3 protein-coding genes are annotated in these 3,556 nt (G+C 46.6%); 2 read left to right on the top strand and 1 reads right to left on the bottom strand.

Translation table 11 applies throughout. The features are described from left to right. Positions 1–873 (top strand): YadA C-terminal domain-containing protein (locus HMPREF2572_RS00640; RefSeq protein WP_210385274.1); only part of this gene is annotated, 873 nt, incomplete at its 5' end. 189 nt (positions 874–1,062) lie between these two features. On the opposite strand, the gene ffh is transcribed toward HMPREF2572_RS00640, so the two are convergent. Continuing rightward, positions 1,063–2,433 (bottom strand): signal recognition particle protein, encoded by a 1,371-nt coding sequence (gene ffh / locus HMPREF2572_RS00635; protein WP_003780112.1) that lies wholly within the window; start codon positions 2,431–2,433, stop codon positions 1,063–1,065. A 116-nt stretch (positions 2,434–2,549) separates the two neighbouring features. Here ffh and HMPREF2572_RS00630 point away from each other — a divergent pair, with 116 nt between their 5' ends. Beyond that, positions 2,550–3,356: a cytochrome C assembly family protein gene (locus tag HMPREF2572_RS00630; protein WP_070495416.1), complete on the top strand. Its 807-nt coding sequence runs from the start codon at positions 2,550–2,552 to the stop codon at positions 3,354–3,356. The last annotated feature ends 200 nt before the right edge of the window (positions 3,357–3,556 follow it).

Below are 3,556 nucleotides of genomic sequence, written 5' to 3'. Positions count from 1 at the left end.
GCACTATTGGCAGAGCAAGGAGAGGCCAATGAGGGTTTCAACAATGCGATTACCAGCTTGGGTGAAGATATCAGTACTTTGAAAAAAGCTGCCGAACAAGCTGCACTTGCATCAGTTGAGAATGCTCAAGCGCTCAACGGCTTTGCAGAAGGCGATGAAATTGTTGTTACCGACAAAGACGGCATTAAATCTATCAAAACAGCTACTAAAGAAGATGTTAAAAATGCTGATTTTGAAGGTATGGGTTTGAAAGAAGTTGTTAATGACATCAGTAAAGGTGTGACTGCCAACACGGATGCCATCAAAAACAAAGCTGATCAGATTGCCGTAGAAAGCGTAAAAACAATAGCTGTTGATGCTCAAAAATCAGCTCAAGCGGCACAAGGTGCTGTTAAAGAAGCCCAAGAATCTGCCAAAGCCGCACAAGCATCCGCTGTTACTGCCAATAATGTAGCAAGTGCGGCGCAAACTGCTGCTGCTCAAGCTCAAGATGCAGTTAAAGCCAATGAAGCACGAGTTGCTGCTAACAAAGCCGATATTGCGACACTGCAAACTGCAAGCAGCCAACACGCTGCTGGTATTGCTAAAAACTCAGCACGTATCGACAGCTTGGACAAAAACGTAGCTAATCTGCGCAAAGAGACCCGCCAAGGTCTTGCTGCACAAGCAGCCCTCAGCGGTCTGTTCCAACCTTACAGCGTTGGTAAGTTCAACGTTACCGCTGCTTTGGGTGGTTTCAAATCTGACACCGCAGTTGCAGTCGGTGCAGGCTACCGCTTCAATGAAAACTTTGCAGCCAAGGCCGGTCTTGCAGTGGGCACCTCTTCAGGCGGCTCCGCATCTTACAACGTAGGCGTGAACTACGAATGGTAATACCGGTTTAGTGTTAAATAGGTATCAAACCCGCAGCTATGCTGCGGGTTTTTGTTTTGTCTGGCGGATTTGCTCAACTGAATATGAATATAGAATAAAAGGCTTAATTCCCGATGCCTATACATAAAGAGAGGTCGTCTGAAAACCCAATTTCAGTTTTCAGACGACCCCTCTTAGTTTTCCTGTTGATTACATTCCGGGGAACATTCCTTTCATGCCCTTCATGCCTTTTGCCATACGCATCAGTTTGCCCAGTCCTTTCCCGCTGAACATTTTCATCACTTGCTGCGATTGTTCAAACTGTTTGAGCATTTTGTTGACTTCTTCCACGCTGGTGCCGGCACCTGCGGCAATGCGGCGTTTGCGGCTGGCTTTGAGCAGGGTTGGGTTGGCACGTTCTTTGGGCGTCATGGAGTTGATGATGGCTTCGACTTTACCCATGGCTTTTTCTGCCGTGCCTTCGGGAATTTGTTTGGAAATCTGACCCAGTTCACCCGGCATTTTTGACATCAGGCTTTCCAGACCGCCCATATTACGCATTTGCTGGATTTGTTCTTTAAAGTCATTGAGGTCGAAGCCTTTGCCTTTTTGCAGCTTTTTTGCCATTTTGGCAGCGGCTTCTTCGTCTATACCTTTTTGGACATCTTCAATCAGGCTCAACACGTCGCCCATGCCGAGGATGCGGCTGGCGATACGGTCTGGGTAGAAGGGTTCGAGTCCTGTGATTTTTTCACCGATACCGATAAATTTGATGGGTTTTCCGGTAACGTGGCGCACAGACAATGCTGCACCGCCACGCGAATCGCCGTCCATTTTGGTCAGGATGACACCGGTCAGCGGAAGGGCTTCGTTGAATGCTTGTGCGGTGTTTACGGCGTCTTGACCTAACATGGCATCGACGACGAATAAGGTTTCGACGGGATTGACGGCTGCGTGCAGCGCTTTGATTTCATTCATCATCTCTTCGTCGATTGCCAAGCGTCCGGCGGTATCGACCATCAAGACGTCGTAAAAGTGTTTTTTTGCATAATCAATCGCAGCAGTGGCAATTTCGACAGGTTTCTGATTGGAATCGGAAGGGAAGAAGTCAATGCCGACTTGCTCAGCCAAAAGGCGCAACTGTTCGATAGCAGCAGGGCGGTATACGTCGGCTGAAACGACCAAGACTTTTTTCTTCTGTTCGTTTTTCAGCAGGCGGGCGAGTTTGCCAACGGTGGTGGTTTTACCGGCACCTTGCAGACCCGCCATTAAAACGACAGCCGGCGGTACGGCTGCCAAGTCCAAAGAGGAATTTTCTTTGCCCATCAATTCGATTAGGGCTTGGTTGACTACGCCGATAAAGGCTTGGTCGGGAGTCAGGCTGCCGGCAACTTCCTGCCCGAGCGCTTTTTCTTTGACGTTGTTGACAAATTCTTTTACGACGGGCAGGGCTACGTCCGCTTCGAGCAGGGCAAGGCGGACTTCACGCAATGCCTCTTTGATGTTGTCTTCTGTCAGTTTTGCTTGACCGCGGATATTTTTGAAAACTTTACTAAAGCGGTTGGTTAAGTTGTCTAACATGCTTGTCCTTGGTAATGATAATAGCTGCCCTGTTCGGGGCATTCTTTGCTAAAATAAAATTGAGATTATTTTACACTATCGCGTGCTGTTATGTATGCGCGCCAAGAAAGTTTGTTATGCCGACTATCCTGATTTGCCTGATACTGGTGTATGCCGGATTGGGTATATTCGTTTGGTTCAACCACAAGACCCGAGAGATTAAAGATTATCCTCTAAAAGCCGAGCTGGCTGTTTTGGGTGCTGCGCTGACCATGCACGGTGCCGTCTTGCTCATGCCTGTCATTCAAGACAAGGTTTTGATTATGGGCTTTGGATATTCCGTCAGTTTGATTGTATGGTTGATGCTGCTGGTGTATTTCGTTGGTAGTTTTTTTTATCGTCTGCGCGGATTGCAGCTGCTTTTGTATCCGTGCGCAGCGTTTACCTTGTTATTGGGTGCGCTGTTTCCAGGGAAATATGTCGGATACCAAATCAATGATTTACCGTTTATGTCGCACATTGGTACATCGCTGCTGGCATACGGTTTATTCGGTATTGTGACCTTGTTTGCCGTTTTGATTTTGCTAATCAACCGCAACTTGCATAAACGACGTGTTTCCAGTTTGTCCGGTTTTCTACCGTCTTTACTGAGCTTGGAAAAGCTCATGTTCCAGGGGATGTGGGTAGGTTTTATTTTATTGACCTATTCAGTTGTCAGCGGGACATTTTTTGCGGAGGCTGTATTCGGTAAGCCCGTTACATTTACCCATAAAACAGTATTCGGCATCCTCTCATGGTTAATTTACGGTGCGTTGCTGCTTAAGCACAGTATGACGGCATGGCGCGGTAAAAAGGCTGCTGTTTGGACAATTATCGGGTTTGTCAGTCTAATGTTTGCTTATGTGGGTAGTAAGTTTGTATTGGAAATCTTGCTGCAGCGTTAAGATGAAAGTTATTCGGTTAATGGTGTATTTGGATTAGCAAAGGTCGTCTGAAACTGATGTCAGACGACCTTTGCTGTTTGTTGATGTGAGAACTGGATGGTTTTGGGCTGTTTGGATTTTGGATTGATGGTGTTTTGAAAGTTCTGAAATAGTATCTGAAATAAAAGTTGTTGAATTTCAGTTTGTTGAAGTGTTTTTTG

The sequence above is a fragment of the Neisseria sp. HMSC064E01 genome (assembly GCF_001808875.1).
GTDB classification, from domain to species: domain Bacteria; phylum Pseudomonadota; class Gammaproteobacteria; order Burkholderiales; family Neisseriaceae; genus Neisseria; species Neisseria sicca_A.
The sequence above is the reverse complement of the archived record's forward strand: the minus strand, read 5'-3'. Positions and strand labels throughout refer to the sequence as shown.

Excerpts from the sequence above, each read along its gene's own strand:
- HMPREF2572_RS00630 (WP_070495416.1), top strand. The coding sequence starts at position 2,550 with ATGCCGACTATCCTGATTTGCCTGATACTGGTGTATGCCGGATTGGGT.
- ffh (WP_003780112.1), bottom strand. The coding sequence starts at position 2,433 with ATGTTAGACAACTTAACCAACCGCTTTAGTAAAGTTTTCAAAAATATC.